This window comes from Microbacterium rhizosphaerae (assembly GCF_034120055.1).
GTDB classification, from domain to species: domain Bacteria; phylum Actinomycetota; class Actinomycetes; order Actinomycetales; family Microbacteriaceae; genus Microbacterium; species Microbacterium rhizosphaerae.
The window spans coordinates 901,844-920,111 of sequence record NZ_CP139368.1; the positions used below are offsets into that span (position 1 = coordinate 901,844).

The 18,268-nt window shown below is 69.4% G+C and carries 22 protein-coding genes; 11 read left to right on the top strand and 11 right to left on the bottom strand.

The window, feature by feature from the left end; all coding sequences use genetic code 11:
- Window positions 1-30 precede the first annotated feature (30 nt).
- Window positions 31-1,005 (bottom strand): UDP-glucose 4-epimerase GalE, encoded by a 975-nt coding sequence (gene galE / locus SM116_RS03925; protein ID WP_320943159.1) that lies wholly within the window; start codon window positions 1,003-1,005, stop codon window positions 31-33.
- Between galE and SM116_RS03930 the strand changes: the two genes are divergently transcribed.
- Window positions 1,004-1,552 (top strand): nucleoside deaminase, encoded by a 549-nt coding sequence (locus SM116_RS03930; RefSeq protein ID WP_320943160.1) that lies wholly within the window; start codon window positions 1,004-1,006, stop codon window positions 1,550-1,552. The genes galE and SM116_RS03930 overlap by 2 nt on opposite strands.
- Window positions 1,549-2,526, top strand: a complete 978-nt coding sequence (locus SM116_RS03935) for an adenosine deaminase (protein ID WP_320943161.1) — start codon at window positions 1,549-1,551, stop codon at window positions 2,524-2,526. Before SM116_RS03930 ends, SM116_RS03935 begins: the two co-directional genes overlap by 4 nt.
- A gap of 17 nt (window positions 2,527-2,543) precedes the next feature.
- On the opposite strand, the gene SM116_RS03940 is transcribed toward SM116_RS03935, so the two are convergent.
- Window positions 2,544-2,972, bottom strand: coding sequence for a VOC family protein (locus tag SM116_RS03940; RefSeq protein ID WP_320943162.1), 429 nt, complete (start codon window positions 2,970-2,972; stop codon window positions 2,544-2,546).
- Between the two features lie 161 nt (window positions 2,973-3,133).
- Between SM116_RS03940 and pgi the strand changes: the two genes are divergently transcribed.
- Complete coding sequence (gene pgi, locus SM116_RS03945) at window positions 3,134-4,822, top strand: glucose-6-phosphate isomerase (RefSeq protein WP_320943163.1); 1,689 nt, start codon at window positions 3,134-3,136, stop codon at window positions 4,820-4,822.
- An 81-nt stretch (window positions 4,823-4,903) separates the two neighbouring features.
- Here pgi and SM116_RS03950 read toward each other — a convergent pair whose 3' ends face one another.
- From SM116_RS03950 to SM116_RS03960, 3 genes are all read right to left on the bottom strand, one after another.
- Window positions 4,904-5,542 (bottom strand): DedA family protein, encoded by a 639-nt coding sequence (locus tag SM116_RS03950; protein ID WP_320943164.1) that lies wholly within the window; start codon window positions 5,540-5,542, stop codon window positions 4,904-4,906.
- A 423-nt stretch (window positions 5,543-5,965) separates the two neighbouring features.
- Window positions 5,966-6,175 carry a hypothetical protein gene (locus SM116_RS03955; protein WP_320943165.1) on the bottom strand — a complete coding sequence of 70 codons (210 nt, stop codon included), beginning with the start codon at window positions 6,173-6,175 and terminating at the stop codon, window positions 5,966-5,968.
- A 109-nt stretch (window positions 6,176-6,284) separates the two neighbouring features.
- Complete coding sequence (locus SM116_RS03960) at window positions 6,285-6,791, bottom strand: SHOCT domain-containing protein (protein WP_320943166.1); 507 nt, start codon at window positions 6,789-6,791, stop codon at window positions 6,285-6,287.
- Window positions 6,792-6,876: 85 nt separating this feature from the next.
- On the opposite strand from SM116_RS03960, the gene SM116_RS03965 reads away from it, so the two are divergent.
- Complete coding sequence (locus SM116_RS03965; RefSeq protein WP_320943167.1) at window positions 6,877-7,533, top strand: histidine phosphatase family protein; 657 nt, start codon at window positions 6,877-6,879, stop codon at window positions 7,531-7,533.
- A 123-nt stretch (window positions 7,534-7,656) separates the two neighbouring features.
- Window positions 7,657-9,000, top strand: a complete 1,344-nt coding sequence (locus tag SM116_RS03970) for a serine/threonine-protein kinase (protein ID WP_320943168.1) — start codon at window positions 7,657-7,659, stop codon at window positions 8,998-9,000.
- Between the two features lie 78 nt (window positions 9,001-9,078).
- On the opposite strand, the gene SM116_RS03975 is transcribed toward SM116_RS03970, so the two are convergent.
- The 3 genes from SM116_RS03975 to SM116_RS03985 form a co-directional block, all read right to left on the bottom strand.
- Window positions 9,079-9,405: a histone-like nucleoid-structuring protein Lsr2 gene (locus SM116_RS03975; RefSeq protein ID WP_320943169.1), complete on the bottom strand. Its 327-nt coding sequence runs from the start codon at window positions 9,403-9,405 to the stop codon at window positions 9,079-9,081.
- Between the two features lie 219 nt (window positions 9,406-9,624).
- The gene (locus tag SM116_RS03980; protein WP_320943170.1) at window positions 9,625-9,936 is read right to left on the bottom strand and encodes a hypothetical protein; all 312 of its coding nucleotides are present in this window, start codon (window positions 9,934-9,936) and stop codon (window positions 9,625-9,627) included.
- A gap of 115 nt (window positions 9,937-10,051) precedes the next feature.
- Window positions 10,052-11,452, bottom strand: coding sequence for a GDSL-type esterase/lipase family protein (locus SM116_RS03985; RefSeq protein WP_320943171.1), 1,401 nt, complete (start codon window positions 11,450-11,452; stop codon window positions 10,052-10,054).
- A 167-nt stretch (window positions 11,453-11,619) separates the two neighbouring features.
- Between SM116_RS03985 and dinB the strand changes: the two genes are divergently transcribed.
- From dinB to SM116_RS04005, 4 genes are all read left to right on the top strand, one after another.
- Window positions 11,620-12,816 carry a DNA polymerase IV gene (gene dinB / locus SM116_RS03990; protein ID WP_320943172.1) on the top strand — a complete coding sequence of 399 codons (1,197 nt, stop codon included), beginning with the start codon at window positions 11,620-11,622 and terminating at the stop codon, window positions 12,814-12,816.
- Between the two features lie 101 nt (window positions 12,817-12,917).
- A complete protein-coding gene (locus SM116_RS03995) occupies window positions 12,918-13,385 on the top strand; it encodes an SRPBCC family protein (protein ID WP_320943173.1) in 468 nt (155 codons plus the stop codon).
- A complete protein-coding gene (locus SM116_RS04000) occupies window positions 13,382-14,530 on the top strand; it encodes a nitroreductase/quinone reductase family protein (protein WP_320943174.1) in 1,149 nt (382 codons plus the stop codon). Before SM116_RS03995 ends, SM116_RS04000 begins: the two co-directional genes overlap by 4 nt.
- Window positions 14,531-14,635: 105 nt before the next feature.
- Window positions 14,636-15,070, top strand: coding sequence for a VOC family protein (locus SM116_RS04005; protein ID WP_320943175.1), 435 nt, complete (start codon window positions 14,636-14,638; stop codon window positions 15,068-15,070).
- Here the strand turns inward: SM116_RS04005 and SM116_RS04010 are convergent, their stop codons facing one another.
- The 3 genes from SM116_RS04010 to SM116_RS04020 form a co-directional block, all read right to left on the bottom strand.
- Window positions 15,071-15,694 (bottom strand): DUF1684 domain-containing protein, encoded by a 624-nt coding sequence (locus SM116_RS04010; RefSeq protein ID WP_320943176.1) that lies wholly within the window; start codon window positions 15,692-15,694, stop codon window positions 15,071-15,073.
- A 67-nt stretch (window positions 15,695-15,761) separates the two neighbouring features.
- Complete coding sequence (locus tag SM116_RS04015; protein WP_320943177.1) at window positions 15,762-16,367, bottom strand: HD domain-containing protein; 606 nt, start codon at window positions 16,365-16,367, stop codon at window positions 15,762-15,764.
- Between the two features lie 41 nt (window positions 16,368-16,408).
- A complete protein-coding gene (locus SM116_RS04020) occupies window positions 16,409-16,846 on the bottom strand; it encodes a hypothetical protein (protein ID WP_320943178.1) in 438 nt (145 codons plus the stop codon).
- Window positions 16,847-17,216: 370 nt separating this feature from the next.
- Here SM116_RS04020 and SM116_RS04025 point away from each other — a divergent pair, with 370 nt between their 5' ends.
- Window positions 17,217-17,771 (top strand): tetratricopeptide repeat protein, encoded by a 555-nt coding sequence (locus tag SM116_RS04025; RefSeq protein WP_320943179.1) that lies wholly within the window; start codon window positions 17,217-17,219, stop codon window positions 17,769-17,771.
- A gap of 109 nt (window positions 17,772-17,880) precedes the next feature.
- A complete protein-coding gene (locus SM116_RS04030) occupies window positions 17,881-18,258 on the top strand; it encodes a VOC family protein (RefSeq protein WP_320943180.1) in 378 nt (125 codons plus the stop codon).
- Window positions 18,259-18,268 lie beyond the last annotated feature (10 nt).

Consider the following 18,268-nt stretch of genomic DNA (forward strand, 5'->3'; position numbering starts at 1 on the left):
GCCGGGTCACCTCACGCGGTGGCGGTTGTGTCAGACGAGGGATGCGGCGCGCCGGGCCTCCCAGCCCGTGCGGACCATCTCATCCACCGTGTACCGGTTCTTCCAGTCCAGGTCGCGGGCCGCGAGGTCGCCGGTGGCGACGATGCGGTCGGGGTCGCCCGGCCGGCGCGGTCCGATCTCGGGGGTGAAGTCGATGCCCGTGACGCGGGCCATCGCATCCATGATCTGGCGCACCGAGAGGCCGTTCTGCGATCCGAGGTTGTAGGCGGCCTCGACCGGCTCCCCGGCGGCGAGGCGCTGCGCCGCGACGACGTGAGCGGCCGCGATGTCGGCCACGTGCACGTAGTCGCGCACGTTCGTGCCGTCGGGGGTGTCGTAGTCGTCGCCGTTGATGCGCGGCGTCTGCCCGGCCAGCAGCTTCTCGAAGACGATCGGGAAGAGGTTGTGCGGGCTCGTGTCGTAGACGACGGGGTCGCCCGAGCCGACGACGTTGAAGTAGCGCAGCGACGTGTGGCGCAGGGCGCCGTCGAGGGCGATCGCCTGGTCGCGGATCAGCCATTCGCCGATCAGCTTCGACTCGCCGTACGGGGATGCCGGCCGCTTGGGCAGGTCCTCGGTCACCAGCGGCACGTCCGGCGTGCCGTAGACGGCGGCCGATGACGAGAAGACGAGGTTCGCGACGTCCGCGGCCTGCATGGCCTCGAGGACGATCCGGGTCGCCTCGACGTTCTGCTGGTAGGTGTGCAGCGGGCGCTGCACCGAGACGCCCGCGTACTTGTACCCGGCGACATGGATGACGCCCTCGACGTCGTGGTCGCGCAGGGTGCGCTCGACGAGCGCGCGGTCGAGGATCGTTCCCTCGACGAACGGCACGCCGGAAGGGACGAATGCCTCGTGGCCGCTCGAGAGGTCGTCGATCACGACGGGTGCCAGCCCCGCGGAGGAGAGAGCGCGGACGATGTGCGCGCCGATGTAGCCGGCGCCGCCGGTGACAAGCCAGGTCATGGCATCCATTCTGCCCGGGTTGCGCCGCCGCCCGTTTGGGCCGATCCTTGCGTCGGTGATGTGCGAGAAAGGAATCGAAGCCATGAGCGATGACACTCGAACCCGATTGGTGCCCGCGATCCAAGCCGCCCGAGCCGGCGCCGCGTCCGGGGGGATCCCGATCGGCTCGGCGCTGTTCATCGACGGCGCGCTCGTGGCGACCGGGCACAACCGCCGGGTTCAGGACGGCAGCGTCATCCACCATGCGGAGATGAACTGCCTGGAGAACGCCGGTCGACTTCCGGCGGCCGACTACGCGCGGGCGACCCTGGTCACCACGCTGTCGCCGTGCGACATGTGCACAGGGGCGGTGCTTCTCTACGGCATCCCGCGCGTCGTCATCGGCGAGAACCGCACGTTCCTCGGTGGGGAGGACCTGCTGCGGAGCAGGGGGGTGGATGTCACGGTCCTCGACGACCCCGAGTGCGTCGAGATGATGACCGCATTCATCGCGACCCACCCGGCTCTGTGGGCCGAGGACATCGGGGAGAACGAGCCGACGCCGTGAACCGCCCGTTCTGCGAACTGCACCTGCATATCGAGGGCACCCTCGAGCCGGCCACCATCTTCCAGCTCGCGCGCCAGCAGCGGCTGACGCTCCCGTACGCCGATGAGGACGACCTCGCGCGCCGATACCGGTTCACCGACCTGCAGTCGTTTCTCGACCTCTACTACGACAACATGCGCGTCCTCCGCTCCGAGGACGACTTCTTCGCTCTGGCGTGGGCGTACTTCCTCCGCGCAGGCATCGCCGGCATCGCACACGTCGAACTGTTCGTCGATCCGCAGGCGCACTCGGTGCGGGGTGTCGCGGAGACCACCGTGCTGCGCGGTCTGCGCCGCGCGATGGATCGAGCCCGCGAGGAGCTCGCCATCTCCAGCTCGATCATCGCGTGCGTCCTCCGCGACCAGCCTGTCGACTCCGCGCACGCCATGCTCGAGGCCGTGCTCTCGGCGGACGTGGCGGTCACGGGGCTGGGGCTCGACTCCGCCGAGGCCGGCCACCCGCCCTCGAGGTTCGCAGCCGTCTTTGCGGATGCTCGTGCCGCCGGACTGCACGTCGTCGCGCACGCCGGCGAGGAGGGGCCCGCCGACTACGTGTGGGAGGCGCTCGACGTCCTCGGAGCCGAGCGCATCGACCACGGCATCCACGCCCTCGACGACAGCGCGCTCGTGCAACGGCTGGTCGCGGACCGCATCCCGTTGACCGTCTGCCCGCTGTCCAACGTCCGGTTGCGGGTGGTCGAGGATGTGGCCGAGCTCCCCATCCGGCGAATGCTCGACGACGGGCTCTGCGTCACGATCAATTCCGACGACCCGGCCTACTTCGGCGGCTATCTCGACGACAACCTCCGCAGCATCCAGGACGCGTTCGGCCTGACAGACGGCGATCTCGACAAGCTCTGCGAGAACTCGATCGCCGCCTCGTTCCTCCCCGACTCGGAGAAGGCACGGCTGCGGCAGCAGCTGACGGGACGATGATCGGCGGACGGAGCGGCCTAGCCCGCGGAGTCGGCGCGCATCCTCTTCGCCATCTCCATCATCTCGGGTGTCGGCTGGCCGATCGCGAAGATGTTGCCCTCGCTGTCGCTGAACCACGCACCGCGCATGCCGCCGAGGTCGGCGATCCCGTCGACCGTCTTCAACCCGGGCATGTCGTAATCGTGGAAGACGACGCCGTGGGTGCGCAGTGCGGTGGTGTCGCGATCGATGTCGTCCGTCACGAGGTTGAACGCGGTGTTCTGAGCCGTCCCCGCGAAGTCGGTCCGGTACACCAGGACCATGGTGCCCCCGACGTCGTAGTACATATTGCCGCCTTCGTCGTCGGCGTAGACCGGGTCGCGGCCGAGCACGTCGTGCCACCAGGCCCGCGCTCGATCGAGGTCCGCTGCCGGGAGGACAGCCGTCGCCATCAGGTTCTCGAACATGATGATTTCCCGTCCGGAGGCGTTGTCATCCCTGCGCCGGCCAAGCGCAACGCATCGGCGATTCGGGCGCGCGAACGTGGCCCCCGACCGGAGTTTATCCCTGCATCCGATGGCGCGGTAGAGGCGGACCATCGGCACCGCGGACAAGTATCGTGAACCGGGTGACCGACAGCACCGCGCCCATCGACGCCACCCGCACTCCCGCCTGGGCGGAGCTCACCGCCCACGAAGCGACGTTCGCGCCCGATCTGCGCGCGTGGTTCGCCGAGGATGCGGGCCGAGCGGAGCGGTTCACCTTCGCGCTGGCGGACCTGCACGTCGACCTGTCGAAGAACCTCGTCACCGACGAGGTCCTGGCGTCGCTCGTCCGCCTCGCCGAGCAGACGGGCGTTGCCGACCGCTTCGCCGCGATGCTCGCCGGTGCGCACATCAACACGACCGAGGATCGAGCCGTGCTGCACACGGCGCTGCGCCGCCCGGCCGGTGCATCCCCCGAGCTCGTCGTCGACGGACAGGACGTCGACACGGACGTGCAGGACGTGCTCGATCGCGTCGCCGCGTTCGCGAACCGGGTGCGCTCGGGCGAGTGGACCGGTGTCACCGGCAAGCGCGTCACGCACGTCGTGAACATCGGCATCGGCGGATCGGACCTCGGGCCGGTCATGGTCTTCGAGGCGCTGAGGCCCTACGCGGATGCCGCGATTCAGGCCCGCTTCATCTCGAACATCGACCCCACCGATCTGGCCCAGAAGACGGCCGACCTCGATCCCGAGACGACGCTGTTCATCGTCGCGTCGAAGACATTCACCACCCTCGAGACGCTGACGAACGCGCGACTGGCGCGGGACTGGCTGTGGGCGAGGCTCGGCGAGCAGGCGGTGGATGTCGCGTCCGAAGAGGCCAGGACGGATGCGGTCGCCCGCCACTTCATCGCGGTCTCCACGGCGCTCGACAAGGTGGCCGCATTCGGCATCGACCCGCAGAACGCGTTCGGCTTCTGGGACTGGGTGGGTGGCCGGTACTCGGTCGACTCCGCCATCGGAACCTGTCTCGCCATCGCTCTCGGCCCCGACGTGTTCCACGAGCTGCTCGCCGGATTCCACGCGGTCGACGAGCACGTGCGCACGACTCCGCTCGGCGGGAATGTCCCCGTCCTCATGGGCCTGCTGAACATCTGGTACACGAACTTCCTCGGCGCGCAGACGCACGCCGTGCTCCCGTACGCGCAGCAGCTGAGCCGCTTCCCGGCCTACCTGCAGCAGCTCACGATGGAGTCCAACGGCAAGTCCGTGCGCTGGGACGGGTCACCGGTCACCAGCGACACCGGGGAGGTGTTCTGGGGCGAGCCCGGCACCAACGGCCAGCACGCGTTCTACCAGCTGATCCACCAGGGCACGCGACTCGTCCCCGCCGACTTCATCGCGTTCGCCAACCCCGCCTACCCGCTCGAGGATGACGGCCGCGACGTGCACGGCCTGTTCCTCGCGAACTTCCTCGCCCAGACCAAGGCGCTCGCGTTCGGCAAGACCGCCGAAGAGGTCGAGGCCGAAGGCACCACCGGACCGCTTGTCGCCGCCCGCACCTTCCCCGGCAACCGGCCGACCACGTCGATCTTCGCGGACGCCCTCACCCCGCGCGTCCTGGGTGAGCTGATCGCGCTCTACGAGCACATCACGTTCGCTCAGGGGGAGGTCTGGGGCATCAACTCGTTCGACCAGTGGGGCGTCGAGCTCGGCAAGCAGCTCGCACTGCAGATCGCGCCCGCCATCGAAGGCGACGCGGAGGCGGCGGCGGCGCAGGATGCGTCCACCCGGGCTCTGCTCGCGTACTACCACGCTCACCGCCGCTGACGGATCTTCGCACTGCGGGTGCTGAACCTCGCGCAGGCATCGACGATTCCGACGCCGATCGATTCGGCGACCCGTGCCGCCCTAGGAGTCCGTACGGGCGCGCCGCAGCGCGATCACCCGGACGAGCACAGGGACGAGGGAGATGACGACGATGCCGATGAGGATGAGATCGAGGTAGCTCGAAACGAAGTCTGCGACCGCCGGGATGTGCCCGAGTCCGTAGCCGATGAGGATGACGGCCGTCGCCCAGACCGCCCCACCCACGAGGTTGAACACCGAGAACAGGCCCCACCGCATGCGTCCGACTCCGGCCGCGACGGGGGCGAACGTCCTCACGACGGCTACGAAGCGGGCGAACATCACGGCGGGGGGACCGAACCGATCGAAGAATCCCTGCGTGCGCTGGACGCTGGCCCTGCTGAAGAAGCCGGACTCCTTGCGCTCGAACACTGCGGGCCCGGTGCGGCGGCCGATCGCGTACCCCACCTGATCACCGAGGAACGCCGCCGCGATGACCGCGAGGATGATCAGCCAGAGCGGTTCGCTGAAGTGCCCGGTGAGTGCGAGCACGCCGGTGAAGAAGAGGAGCGTGTCCCCGGGGAGGAAGAAGCCGACCAGCAGGCCGGTCTCCACGAAGACGATCGCGCAGACTCCCAGCAGCGCCCAGGGACCGGCGGCCTGGATGAGGCCTAGAGGGTCGACCAGTCCGGTCTGGATCATGATGTCCTTCCCGCGCCCGGGTGCCGGGACGCTCGATGCAGTCAAGGTGCCGAACGCTAAGACGGCTGACAGAAGGCAGGGGCACGCCGGAGAATGGGGGTCACCTGCCAGGCGCATCACAGGAACGGATGCCGCCCCTCGTGCCGGTCGCGACCGGTGGAGCTGCCGAATCCCGGGAAGTCGAATTCTGCGCGTTGTCAGATGCGCGCCGCCGCAGACCCGCCGGGCGGGGAAGAGACGTGCCTCGCGATCGTGCCGCCGACTCGGATGAGAAGGCGCACCATGAGAAGGACGACCCGGACGACCGCGAGTCCGGTGCTGTGGATCCGGTAGCTCCTGCGCATGGCACCCCCCGCTTCGACGGCGACGCTGCCACCGCACGCGACGCCGAACGGAATACACCGCCCGCTGATCGAGACCGGCCTAATCGCCGTCACGCCGTCCGGACCCGGCCCGCACCGCCACCCAGACGGTCAGCCCGAACGCGGCCCAGATGGGCACCATGGTGACGATGAACGGGCGGATCGTGTCGCTCGTCGAATGGGAATGCGAGTCGAACGCGATGAACACCAGAACGGTGCCCACCGCCAGCAGTAGGGAGGCGGCGGTGAGTGCGAGCGTCTGCAGCCTCATGGGAGCGATTATCGCGCACTCCGGCTGCGGAAACAGATCGCGGTGAACCGGCATCCCCTCGTCGCTCCGGGATGCCGGTTCACGCGGATCTCGCCGTGTCGGCGTTCGATCAGCTCTGGGCGAGGGCCTTCGACTTGAGCGTGTCGAATTCGGCCTGCGTGATGGCTCCGGAGTCCAGGAGCGACTTCGCGGAGGCGATCTGTTCGGTCGCGGATCCGCCGGACGACTTGGTCACGGATTGGATGTATTCGGCCTGAGCCGCTTGCATCGCTTTCGCCTGTTCGAGTTGACGCTTCTGCATTCCGCCGCCGCGCGCGATCAGGTAGACCAGGATTCCGAGCCACGGAACGAGGATGACGAAGATCACCCAAGCGGTCTTCGCACCGCCGCCCATGTCGGAGCTTCGGAAGATGTCGCCGAAGATCCAGAACAGGCACATGAACCAGGCGAAGAACAGGAAGAACTCGAAAAGGGCCAGAAGAAACGACCCATTGTCGTTGAACATCGCTTTTTTCCATTCGATCGGGCCTTGCGGGCGCCATTGCGACGGTCCGCCTGTTCGCCAACTTAGCGGGTCACGTCCGAACTTCGCCGTCCTTCTGTCTGCTCCTCTCATCGTGTCCGCCGAGCATGCCGCACCTGCGTGCTCGGTCTCCGCGACGGCGCTCGCCCTTTGCGCAGGAGCGTCGTACCGTGGCCGTGTGTCCACCGATGATCCGCTGCCCGATCGCCCCGCCCCCGACAACCCTTCGGGAAAGCTGGTGCTGCTGCGCCACGGCGAGACGGAATGGTCCAGGCAAGGCCGCCACACGGGTCTGACCGACATCCCGCTCACTGCGCACGGCGAAGACCTGGCGCGCGGCGCGGGCCGGCTGGTCACGGGCTACGATTTCTCGCTCGTCCTGACCTCCCCCCTGCAGCGCGCGCGGCGCACGGCCGAGTTGGCGGGTCTGGATGCCCGGATCGACCCGCTGCTCGTCGAATGGGACTACGGCGGCTACGAGGGGCGCACCACGCGAGAGATCCGCGCCGAGCTCGGCTACAACTGGAGCGCGTTCACGCACGGCGTCGTTCGCGGGCAGACGCCCGGCGAGACCGTGGAGGAGGTCGCCGCGCGCGCCTCGCGCGTGCTCACCCGTGTGCTGCCCGCCATGGGGGAGGGGGACGTCGCCCTGGTCGCGCACGGCCATTTCCTGCGCATTCTGACGGCCGTCTATCTGCGGCTGGCTCCTCGCTTCGGCGCGCAGATCACGCTGGATGCGGGGTCCGTCTCGGTGCTCAGCTTCTACCGCGAGCAGCCCGCCATCCTCTCGTGGAACTACGGACCCGAACTTCCTCTGGTGCCCTCCGAATCCTGATCCGTCCGAATCCGGAGGATCATCGGTCCGCTTGTCAACCCCCGATTCCCGATCGCGCCACGACGGTAGCTTGTCTGGAGCCAGCGCAATGCTGTCGCGATTCCTGGTGGGGAGGACAAGCGCGTGACCGGGCTCGAACACCCTGAGACGGTGGCTCTGCTGGACAGCCGTTACCAGCTGCTGGAGTGCGTCGGTGCCGGCGGCACCGCCGAGGTGTACCGCGCCGAGGACATGCTCCTCGGCCGCACGGTCGCGATCAAGCTGATGCGGCCGGACGCAGAGGTGCTCGCGTCTCCCCTGCGTGTGCATCGCGAGGTGAGCGCGCTGGCCTCACTCCATCATCACTCGCTGGTCACCCTGCTCGACGCCTGCATCGACGCGGGTCGGTCGCGGTACCTCGTGATGGAGTTCGTGGAGGGATCCACGCTCGCCGGCGTCCTGCGCGACGGCCCGCTTCCGGCCGCGCACGTCTCGCACCTGGCCGCCGAGCTCGCAGCGGCACTGCAGGTGGTGCACAGGGAGAACCTCGTGCACCGGGATGTGAAGCCGTCCAACATCCTGCTGCCGCCGTCGTCCATGCCCGGCGTCTGCTTCGACGTGAAGTTGGCGGATTTCGGGCTGGTCCAGCTGACCGACTCGCCGTCCGTGACGACGCCCGGCCTCGTGCTCGGCACGGGCGCCTACCTCGCGCCGGAGCAGGTGCGCGGCGAGCGCAGCGGGCCTGCGGCCGACATCTACGCGCTGGGCCTCGTGCTGCTCGAGGCGCTCACGGGAGAGCGCGCGTTCCCGCACGCCTCCGGGATCGGCGCCGTCATGGCCCGTCTGCTGGAGCCGCCTGGCATCCCCGAGGGACTGGACCCACGGTGGTCGCAGCTCATCCGCAGCATGACGGCCGACGACCCGGATGCGCGGCCCACGGCGCGCGATGTCGCCGCGGCCGTGGCGCTCCTTCCGATCGACGTGCCGACATCCGCGGAGGCTACCGTCGCGTCGGTTCCCGCTTCGCCCCGGTCGATGGTTCCGGATGCCTCTCCTACCGTCGCGGGTGACGTGGCCGTGCCCCCGGGAGCTCCGCTGCGACGGAGCCGTACGACGCGCGCACGCCGTCCGCTCATGGCCCTCTCATACCTCGCAGTAGCGGCGTTCGCGTGCCTGTTCATCCTCGGCGGGGGGATCGCCATGCAGGCCGCAGGCGGCGTGGGCGACCACGGCGCCACGAGGGTCGTGCCCGCAACGGTGCCGAGCGGCGTGCCCGCCACGTGGCCCTCGGACATTCCCGCGGCCGCCGTGGATGCGGGAACGTCCGACGGCGGCGGTACGCCCGCTGCGGTGGCCGCCTCCACCGGCAAGGATCAGAATCGGGGTCACCCGAGCCAGGCCGGCGCGCAGGGCGCCGCCTCGAAGAGCACTGCGGGCGCGGTGAAGTCCCAGCGGACGCCGCAGCACGGCCCGAAGGCCGGCAAGTAGGCGGATTCGACGACCCCAGCCCGGAAGCGGGATGTCCCGCGGAGAGCCCGCGGGACATCCCGCTTTTCGAAGCGTCGACTAATTCGCGGAGTTGTAGGCTGCGACGATGCTGCTGGGAATGCGCCCGCGCTCGTTGACCTGATGTCCGTTTCGGCGTGCCCATTCCCGGATCGCGGCATTGTCTTCGCGATTGCCACGACGACGCGGGCGGCCGGTGCTGCGGGACGCGGCTCCGGCAGAGCGGCCGGCCGCGATGAACGGCGCGAGAGCCTTCTCCAGCGCGGCCCTGTTGTCCTTCGAGAGATCGATCTCATAGGACCGGCCTTCCAGCGAGAAGGTGACTGTCGAAGCGTCGTCCGAGCCGTCCAGATCGTCGGTGATGCTGGTGATGACGTGGCGAGCCAATGGATCCTCCTGGGTCGGGTGAATGGAGCGCGGCCCACCATACGATGATCAATCTCAGAATGCTCTGAGATTCCCCCAGGCGTGAGTTCCGCGTATACTTCTGTCCCATTTCCGCGAGGCGGGATCGGCATTTCTGCGCGGGGCGGAGAGGCGCCCCTCGAGGTCATTCATCCCCGCCATCGCCCATTCACCCCTACCGGGGCGCGAGAGGGCCGCGAGTCAGGCGACCGTGCGATCCTCGTGGTCGAGGATGGCGAGCTGCAGACGCATGACATCGAGCAGTTCCGCCTGAACGCGCGCGGCCTCGCGCTCTGTCAGAGGCTCCGTGAATCCGGGCACGGGCAGGATGGCGAGCGGTGTCGTCGCGGAGAGGTTGAGGCGAAGCGTGAGGGGTGTGCCGCCGGTGGAGACCGGAATCTCGACGGCGGCCGAGCGATCGCGAGCAGCCAGCTCCACCTGGTACGCCCACAAGAGGTCGGCGGTCTCGTCGGTCAGGTCTACGACCAACGATCCGAAGTAGAGCTTCTGCATCGCCGCTCCGCCTCCCGTTGTCAGTGGCCCCCGTGAAGAGCTCCGCAGCCCGCCTCGGGGTCATTCGAGAATACGCCCGAATCGCTAGACAGGCTAGTAACTCATGGAGTTTGCTTCAGCGCAGGCGCAGGGCGTGCTCGTCTGCGAGGGCGATCGCGAGCGCTCCGCTCGGGGTCGGGTGAAAAGGCGCGGCATCCGTCACGCCCTGCACGTACGGGAACGGCGTGCACACGCCGTGCCCGGTGAAGTCGGGCTTCGCGATCGCGAAGTCGGCGGCCTTCGCGCCCTCCGCGAGGATCGTGTTCAAGGCGGCGAGGTCGGCCTGCAGCGACTTCTGCTTCGCCGGGGTGATGCCCTGCTTCTTCAGGCACTGCACGCTGCCGGGAACAGGGTCGTAGTACTGGTTGATCACGACGAGCGGGTGGGACGGCAGCAGCTGCAGCTGGTCGAGCAGCTGCAGGTAGTCGCTGCTGAAGGTCGCCAGCTGCTGCTGGAAGAACGCCTGCTGGGCGTTGTCCGAACAGGATGCCGAGACGGCGCAGAGCTGCAGCATGGAGATCCATTCGACGTCGTTGGCGCCGATGCTCACGATCACGACCTGGGCCTTCGCCATCTCCGGCGACCGCAGCTGCGCCGGGATCGTGCGATCGCCGAGCGACTGCGGACCGAGGACTCCGTTGCCGATCGACGCGCCGCTGCACGCCAGGTTCGTCACCGTCCAGCCGTTGACGACGGCGAGGTCCACCGCGAACGCGTCTCGGCTGCGGCCGCACGCCTTGTCCTCGTCGGTGCCGGGAACCAGCGGGCGGTTGCCGAGGCCCGCGGCCGTCGAATCCCCGATCACGACGACGCGCTCCACCGCATCCGCCGGGCTGACAGGCGCCGAGCGCAGCGACAGCGCCGGTGACCCGCCGACGAGATCCTGGAGCGAGTTGATCCCCTCGAGCTTGGCCGGGGCGCTGTAGGCGGTGACCATGACGCCGCCGAGATCCACGGCGAGCGCGAGCACGAGGGTCCCCGCCAGCAGCGCGGTGGTCTCCCGCCAGCCGTGCCGCAGCCATCCGGCGGCGGCGCCGGCGATCATCAGTGCGGCGACGGCGACGATGACCAGCTGCCAGATGAAGAAGCGCTGCCACCCGTCGATCAGGGCGCTCTCGAGCGTGGCGGGGGCGGCCTTCCCCTCGGCGAACTGGGTGAGCTGCTCCGACAGCGTGATGTGCGACAGGGTGAGCCGGGGCCGGATCGGTCCGTCGAACTGGACTGTCGTCGCAAGCGATTGGCCGAACAGGTCGAGCTGTCCCGGTCCCGAGAGGCTCCATGTCGGGGCGGTGACGCCCACATACACGGTCTGGCCGGCCGTCGTCACCTTCTGCATGGGCGTGAGCCACAGCGACAGGGCGATCGCCCCTGCGGCGGCGAAGACGACGATCAGCACGTCGATGAGCGCGCGGCGGGCGGAGCGGGCCGGCCAGGCCGCCCGCAGACGGGTTCGGAGGATGTGGATGAGGTTTCGCATGACGTCGTCGGGTAGTCGCTGAGTTCACCATCCTGCCATCCGGCCGGCCACCCCGGGCTGGACACCCGCCGCGAGCACGTCCTGCCGTCGCCGCATCCGGAATCGTCGGCACGGATGTCGGTGCGGCGTGCGATGATTCGCACATAGGTTCGATGGACGGAGGCGGGATGCGGGGCGAGGCGACCGTGCTGCACGCCGACCTCGATGCGTTCTACGCATCCGTCGAACAGCGGGACGCGCCCGAACTGCGCGGTCGCCCGGTCATCGTCGGCGGAGGTGTCGTGCTCGCGGCGAGCTATGAGGCGAAGGCGCGCGGGGTTCGTACCGCGATGGGTGGCCGGCAGGCGCGCGACCTGTGCCCCGACGCGGTGGTGGTGCCGCCGCGGATGGATGCGTATTCCGCGGCGAGCAAGGACGTGTTCGCGATCTTCCGCGACACGACACCGCTCGTGGAGGGCCTGTCGATCGACGAGGCGTTCCTGGAGGTCGGCGGCCTGCGGCGCATCTCCGGCACGCCGGAGCAGATCGCCGTGACGCTGCGCACGCGGGTGCGGGCGGAGGTCGGACTGGCCATCTCGGTCGGAGTGGCCCGCACGAAGTTCCTCGCCAAGGTCGCGAGCGCGGTCAGCAAGCCCGACGGACTGCTCGTCGTCGAGCCCGAGCGCGAGGAGGAGTTCCTGCTTCCGCTGCCCGTGGAGCGACTGTGGGGCGTGGGCGCCGTCACCGCCGAGAAGCTGCACCGGCTCGGCATCCACACGGTCGGACAGCTGGCCGAGCTCGAAGCGGCGACCGCCGAACGGCTGCTCGGCAGGGCGACCGGTGCGCACCTGCACGCGCTCGCCCGGCTGCGCGATCCGCGTCCGGTGGACACGACGAGACGGCGCGGATCGATCGGCTCGCAGCGCGCGCTCGGCACGCGTCCCCGGTCGCCGGCGGAGCTCGACCTGTTCCTCACCCAGATCGTCGACCGGCTCGGCCGGCGACTGCGCGACCACGACCGGGTGTGCCGGACCGTCGTGCTGCGGCTGCGCTACGGAGACTTCGCGAAGGCGACGCGCTCGCGCAGCCTTCGCTCGCCGACCGACCGCACCGCGGTGCTGCTCACGCTCGCCCGAGGCCTGCTCGCTGCGGCACTGCCCGAGATCGAGGAGCGCGGGATCACCCTGATCGGGGTGTCCCTGACACAGCTGGCGCGCGCCGACAGCGTGCAGCCGGAGCTTCCCATCGACTGGGACGAGGGCGTGCGCCTCGACACCGTGCTGGATGCGGTGCGCGATCGATTCGGCGCGGCATCGGTCTCACGCGCCGCGCAGCTCGGCCGTGATCCGGGCTGGTCGACGCCGCTGCTGCCCGAGCACGAGTGATCCGCACCGCTCTAGGCCGAAGTGTGAACCGTCGGCGCCGCCGGCTCGTGTTACGGATGGGACCGTCGAACAGCCGCATCAGCCCAACCGAGGTCGAGCCCATGACCGTCAGAACGGAAAGTCGCCTCACCGTCGCCGCGAGCATCGTCGACGTGTGGGCGTACCTGTGCGACGTGGGGCGCTGGCCGGAATGGGCGCCGACCGTGGTCGAGTGCCGGGTGAGCGGGGGAGGCCCGTTGACGGCGAACGGGTGGATAGAGCAGCGCGCCAGGGACCTCGGCGTGCGTCACCGCCGCCGCGAGCACGTGGCCGTTGTGGATCCACCCGGGTCCATGGCGTTCGCGGGGACGATGTGGACGTCACCGGCGCGCTGGGGGATGGAATTCGAACCGGTGGATGCCGGGCGCACCGATGCCATGATGTGGGTCGAGGTGGACCTCGCCAACGTCATGCGCGTCGTCCCCGCGCTCGCGCTCGCGCGCCAGATCCAGCGTGTGAGCGACATCGAGATGGCGGGGATCAAGGCTGCCGTCGAGGCCGACGCGGGCATGAGGGCACGTGCGTCATGAGCACCTCCGAGCGCACCCGCGAGCACCTTCTCGAGGTGTACCGACGCAAGGCGAAGCATTACGACCTCATCTCGCAGCTCTCGCCCGTGCCCGGCTATCCCCAGCACGCGCAGCGCCTGCGTGCGATCCGTGCCCTCGGCTTGCGCGCCGGCGATCTGGTCGTCGATCTCGCGTGCGGGACGGGTCTCAACTTCCCGCTCCTCGAACAGGCGATCGGCCCCGACGGGCGGATCGTCGGCGTCGACCTGACCGATGCCATGCTCGCGCGGGCACGGAGTCGCGTCGCAGCCGGCGGATGGGGCAACGTCGGCCTCGTGCAGGCCGATGCCGCGGACTACGTCTTCCCCGACGGGGTCGACGTCATCCTGTCCACCTACGCGCTGACGCAGGTGCCGGAGTGCGGCCGTGTCGTCGCCCAGGGCGCCGCGGCGCTGTCGCGCGGGCGGCGCTGGGTCGTGCTCGACCTCAAGCTGCCGGATGCGACGCCCGGCTGGGTCTCGCGGTTCGGTATCGCCGCGGTCGGCACCTCGGCTTCCCTCGACGAGTGGATCGACCGGCGCCCCTGGGAGACCATCCGCTCCGCGATGCAGGACAGCCTGTCGGATGCCTCCTGGACCGAGCTGTGCTTCGGGACGGCCTTCCTCGCCGTCGGCTCAGGTCGCGGCGACGTCCGTGTCCAAGACGCCCGACATCCTCGGAAGGTTCCGCGAGGCCTGGATGTTGACGCATCCATGGGTTGGAATGATGACGTCATCGACACGTTCAGAACGAGCAAGGGCACCGAGAACTACTGGGGCCCGAAGCTCATCGTGCTGCATTCGATCGGTGCGAAATCCGGCGAGATTCACCTCAATCCGGTCGTGGGCTTCCGCACCGACGGCGGATGGCGGGTGGTGGCGTCCAAGGGCGGCGCGCCGGAGAACCCCGCCTGGTACCACAACCTCCGCGTGAACCCCACGTTCGAGATCGAGGCGCTCGTGGACGGCGACGTCGTCACGGTGCACGTCACGGCGACAGAGATCACCGGGGACGAATGGCGGGATGCGTATGACGCGATCGCCGCTGAGGAGCCGCAGTTCGGGGACTACCTCGAGAAGACGGATCGCCGCATCCCCGTCTTCCAGCTCACTCCCGTCGCCGGCTGAGGCGCCCAGCCCGTCCGCATCCGACCCGCGCGAGCCGGCGTCGGCCGAGAGGCGCGGATGCGCCGGTCGGCACGAGGCTCGACGGCTCTCGGTAGCATGCACCGCATGCCCATCAAGCTGGAGAACGTCGGCATCGCCGTCCGCGACCTCGAGGCGGCCATCGCCTTCTTCACCGACCTCGGCCTGACCGTCGTCGGCCGCGACACGGTCAGCGGCGAGTGGACGGACACCGCTGTCGGACTCGACGGCAACCACGCCAGGATCGCGATGCTCGAGACACCGGATGGCCACGGTCAGCTCGAGCTCTTCGAGTACATCCATCCCGATGCGATCGAGACCGCGCCGACCCTCCCGAACGAGGTCGGAATGCACCGCGTCGCGTTCTCGGTCGACGACATCGACGAGGCCCTCGCGATCGCCGCACGACACGGATGCCACCCCCTTCGCGGTGTCGCGAATTATCAGGACGTCTACAAGCTGACGTACCTGAGGGGTCCGAGCGGCATCCTCGTGATGCTCGCCCAGGACCTGCGCCGCTGATCAGCCGTGGTAGAGCTCGCCGACGGGCACCGGCGCCGCCAGCACGTTGCCCGGCTGGGCGAGCGGACATGCCCACGCGGGGTCGTAGGCGCAGGAGGGGTTGTAGGCGAAGTTGAAGTCGAGCACCATCGTGGCCCGCCCGGCGTCGGAACCGAGATCCGCACCCTTGATCGTGTCGATCAGGTAGCGGCCTCCGCCATAGGTGCCCTCCTCACGTCCCGCGAGGGCGTCGCGCAGCGGGATGAAGATCCCCCCGCCGTAGGAGGCCAGTCGCCACACGTCGAGGGAGCCGACATCCGGGATCTCCACGCGGCCGAGCCGCTCGAACGGCACGATTCCGTCGGTGCCGGTCGCGAACTCGAAGCCTCCTGGTTCGGCGGGAAGGATCGGAAGCTCGAAGCGCCAGTCGGGTTCGTACGGCGCGATCGGCAGGCCGAGGAAGCCCGGCCTGTCCTCGGGGAGAAGGGGAGTGGCGGGATGCCGCAGCATGAGCTCGTCCCGGCCTCGGCGCCACAGCACATGAGCGTCCCCGGCGTTCGCCGTGCGGCGCACCTCCGCGTAGAGGGCGAACACCCGCTGGCGCCAGTCGACGACCTCGAGTGCGGTGCGAGCGGTCACGGCCATGCGCTCAGGCTACGCGCCCGGCGCCGAGGCAGGGGTTGCGTGAGGGGGTGCCACGCAGCGCCGGTGGTCAGCGCAGACGTTCGAGCGGGTTCTCCCGCAGCTTGCGGACGACCCCGCCGTCGACGAGTCGGCGCGCGGAGGTCGTCGGCTTCCGTTCGGCCTGATCGGTCACGCACGCGCTGAACTCGTCGGCGAGACGGCCCCGCGGGTACTCCTCGAGCACCTCGAGCAGGAACTCGGGAGGGAGCGCGTCCGCGTGCGCGCCGGAGATGTCCAGTGCGGTGGCCGTCTCGAGCAGGTGCCCCTCGACGTCGAACTCCGGGTCGACGCTCGGCCAGTTGTGGCGCACGATGACGTCGAGCACACGCTGCCGGCGATCGGCATCCCATCCCGCTCCCGCCGTGAGGGCGACTGCGACGTGCCCGCCGGCGTGCTCGTACGAGATCGTGTGGTTGTCGTACTCGGTGACCGTGCCGATGTCGTGGAGAAGTGCCGCGACGTACAGCAGTTCGTGGTCGAACTCGCGAAGGCCTTCGACGACCGCGAATCCCTCGGCCCAGAGCCAGGAGCGGATGGCGTGATCCGTGATGGCCTTCGACTGGTACTCGACGGCGATGCTGCGCGCGGCCCGCGCGGCGGCGGTGTCGGGCGGAGCGAAGTCGGCGATGCGCATGCTCCACTGTGGCACGGTGGCCGCGCGTCCCGCTGCCGGGTCTACGAAAGGCTCTGCGTCCGCGCGGACTGCCGCCGTGCGAGGGCGATGGCGCCGACGGCGACGTACAGCGCGGCGGCGGCCACGAATCCCACCGACATCGCGAACGACAGCCAGTCACTGCCCGTGAACATGGTGCCGACCCCCGCGAGGAACGTGAGGATGATGACGATGAAGGCCCACAGCGCCGCGCGTCGGGCGATCCCCTCGCGTCGCGCCACCAGCCAGGCGCGCACGGCGACCACGATCAGCCCGATTCCGACGAGGGCGTGCAGACCGAGGACGATCCCCGCGACGATGCGAGCCGCACCGGTGTTGTCTTCGGGACTGCCGAGGAGGTTCGCGCCCATCCCCAGCAGGAACTGGGCCGCGAGCGCGGAGAGCGCCTCGCGAGAGCGCCGGACGAGATCTTCGGAGGTGTTGCTGGATGCGGCGGACATCGGCGGTCCCTTTCGTTCGACGATTCGCATGTCGGGTCCATCCTGTTCCTGCGTCGACTCCGTGTCATCAGGCCGCCGCCGTATCTGCGCGTACTCTCCGCGGAGTAGCGCGGCGCAGGCATGCGAACCCCGTCGCTCTCGCCGATCGGGCGACGCGCAACGTGCGAGGGCGTGCGATGACCCCGGCAGGACGTTCCCCCGACCCGCCGGGGTCGTCACGACATGCCGGGCGCCGATCAGGCGACGAACATCGGGCTCCGCTGCATACGTGATTGCCCCACCAGCGTACGGTCGGGCATGAGACGCCCAGCGAGGCTTGACGCGGCTCCCCGCCCGCTGATATGCCCTCGGCCTGGGTAGGGTGGGGACGGTGTGCGCGACTGCTGCCGATGACCCTGCAACCTCCCCCGACGGGCGGACCACCGGAGTGGATGCGGCGCTGCAGGCTGCGATCGACCTCGGATACGAGCGGCGCGACCGCGGGAACATGGGCCCGACGATCGCGTACTTCCGCGAGCTTCTGGAGCAGCATCCCGACGAGGCCGTCGTGGTCTACGAAGTCGCCGGCGCGTACGACACGGCGGGAGAGGAGCAGACGGCGCTCGGCTATTACGAGCGCGCGCTGTCGATCGGCCTCAGCGGTGACGTCCTGCGCCGCTGTCTCTGCCAGTACGCCAGCACGCTGCGGTGGCTCGGGGGCTTCGACGAGTCGCTGGCGGCGCTCGAGCGGGCGCAGCGCGAGTTCCCCGATTCGGATGCCGTCCGCGTCTTCCGTGCCCTCACCCTGAACGACGCCGGGATGACGGATGCCGCGGTCGCCGAGCTTCTCGCGGTGATCGTGGACCACGACGACACCGACCTCGGACGCTGGCGCGACGGCTTGCGCGGCCTCGCCGGCTGGCTCGCCGACGGCCGTCCGGACTGACGCATCCGGGGGCGCGCAGGGCGCCCAGGGCACCGCCTGTCGATCCGCCGACCACAGCATCGTCATCGTGGTGAACCGCCCGCGAGTGCGGGGGGACGAAGGAGCGAACATGAGCAACGCCACCCACATCACGGGCGTCCGGACGGTCAGCATCCCCGTCGAGGATCAGGAGGCGGCGCTCGCCTTCTACACCGCGACGCTGGGCTTCGCCCTGCTCCGGGACGCGCCGCTCGCCAACGGGGGCCGATGGATCGAGCTGGCGCCGTCCGAGGATGACGTCATCCTGACCCTCGAGCCGGCACGGCCGGACGTCACGCGCGGTGCGATCGGCATCCGCTTCACGACGGACGACATCGACGAGGCCCGATCCGTGCTCCTGCGCCGCGGGGTCGACGTCGACGAGATGCTGGCGTGGCCCGGGATCCCGCGGATGTTCGCGTTCCGCGACCCCGACGGCAACGCCTTCTCGATCACCGCCACCGCGTGACGACGGCGGA

Excerpts from the sequence above, each read along its gene's own strand:
- dinB (WP_320943172.1), top strand. The coding sequence starts at position 11,620 with ATGCGGGGCGAGGCGACCGTGCTGCACGCCGACCTCGATGCGTTCTAC.
- SM116_RS03985 (WP_320943171.1), bottom strand. The coding sequence starts at position 11,452 with ATGCGAAACCTCATCCACATCCTCCGAACCCGTCTGCGGGCGGCCTGG.
- SM116_RS04015 (WP_320943177.1), bottom strand. The coding sequence starts at position 16,367 with ATGCGCATCGCCGACTTCGCTCCGCCCGACACCGCCGCCGCGCGGGCC.
- SM116_RS03960 (WP_320943166.1), bottom strand. The coding sequence starts at position 6,791 with ATGAGAGGAGCAGACAGAAGGACGGCGAAGTTCGGACGTGACCCGCTA.
- galE (WP_320943159.1), bottom strand. The coding sequence starts at position 1,005 with ATGACCTGGCTTGTCACCGGCGGCGCCGGCTACATCGGCGCGCACATC.
- SM116_RS03955 (WP_320943165.1), bottom strand. The coding sequence starts at position 6,175 with ATGAGGCTGCAGACGCTCGCACTCACCGCCGCCTCCCTACTGCTGGCG.
- SM116_RS04000 (WP_320943174.1), top strand. The coding sequence starts at position 13,382 with ATGAGCACCTCCGAGCGCACCCGCGAGCACCTTCTCGAGGTGTACCGA.
- SM116_RS03940 (WP_320943162.1), bottom strand. The coding sequence starts at position 2,972 with ATGTTCGAGAACCTGATGGCGACGGCTGTCCTCCCGGCAGCGGACCTC.
- SM116_RS04010 (WP_320943176.1), bottom strand. The coding sequence starts at position 15,694 with ATGGCCGTGACCGCTCGCACCGCACTCGAGGTCGTCGACTGGCGCCAG.
- SM116_RS03930 (WP_320943160.1), top strand. The coding sequence starts at position 1,004 with ATGGCATCCATTCTGCCCGGGTTGCGCCGCCGCCCGTTTGGGCCGATC.
- SM116_RS03950 (WP_320943164.1), bottom strand. The coding sequence starts at position 5,542 with ATGATCCAGACCGGACTGGTCGACCCTCTAGGCCTCATCCAGGCCGCC.
- SM116_RS04005 (WP_320943175.1), top strand. The coding sequence starts at position 14,636 with ATGCCCATCAAGCTGGAGAACGTCGGCATCGCCGTCCGCGACCTCGAG.
- SM116_RS03980 (WP_320943170.1), bottom strand. The coding sequence starts at position 9,936 with ATGCAGAAGCTCTACTTCGGATCGTTGGTCGTAGACCTGACCGACGAG.
- SM116_RS04020 (WP_320943178.1), bottom strand. The coding sequence starts at position 16,846 with ATGTCCGCCGCATCCAGCAACACCTCCGAAGATCTCGTCCGGCGCTCT.
- SM116_RS03995 (WP_320943173.1), top strand. The coding sequence starts at position 12,918 with ATGACCGTCAGAACGGAAAGTCGCCTCACCGTCGCCGCGAGCATCGTC.
- SM116_RS04030 (WP_320943180.1), top strand. The coding sequence starts at position 17,881 with ATGAGCAACGCCACCCACATCACGGGCGTCCGGACGGTCAGCATCCCC.